This is a genomic window from Plantactinospora solaniradicis (genome assembly GCF_042658085.1).
GTDB lineage: Bacteria > Actinomycetota > Actinomycetes > Mycobacteriales > Micromonosporaceae > Plantactinospora > Plantactinospora solaniradicis.
The window spans coordinates 1-747 of record NZ_JBHSPR010000119.1; the positions used below are offsets into that span (position 1 = coordinate 1).

At 71.1% G+C, this 747-nt stretch carries 1 protein-coding gene; it reads right to left on the reverse strand.

All coding sequences use genetic code 11. From position 1 onward, the window contains the following. On the reverse strand, window positions 1–734 hold a 734-nt coding region (locus ACFP2T_RS48205), incomplete at its 3' end, for an AMP-binding protein (RefSeq protein ID WP_377434528.1). Window positions 735–747: the final 13 nt, after the last annotated feature.

Genomic DNA, 747 nt, shown 5'->3' on the forward strand with positions numbered 1-747 from the left:
AACAACTCCTCCCGCACCGACAACGGCCCCCTGCCGCCCGCCGCGCCAGCGAACTCCGGCGCCGGCAACGCCGTATAGTCGACCTTGCCGTTGGGACTCAACGGCACCCGCTCCAGCGCCACGAACACCGCCGGCACCATGTAGTCGGGCAGCCGCGTCGCCACCTGCTCCCGCAACGCCTCGATGTCCACCGCACCGACCAGGTAGGCGACCAGCCGGTCGTCGCGGGCCACCACCACGGCCTGGTCCACACCCGGACACGACCGCATCGCGGCCTCGACCTCACCCGGCTCGATCCGGAACCCGCGAATCTTGACCTGCGCATCGGCCCGACCGGCGAACACCAACTGCCCGTCGGCGGTCCATTTCGCGACGTCACCGGTGCGGTACATCCGCTCACCGGCACCGAACGGACACGCCACGAACCGCTCACCGGTCAACCCCGCCCGGTTGACATACCCCCGGGCCACGCCCGCACCGGCCACGTACAACTCACCGGCGACCCCGACCGGCACCGGCGCCAACCGGTCATCGAGCACGAACAGTCGGGTATTGGCGATCGGTCGGCCGAACGGCACCGGTCCCACCGCGTCGACACCGACGTCGACCATCCCGGCCGCGACCATCACCGCGGCCTCCGTCGGTCCGTACGTGTTCACCAACGTCCGGCCGGCCGACCACGCCACGGCCGAACTACGAGAGATCGCCTCCGCGCCCACCAACACCCGCGACACCCGGGCCCAGTCC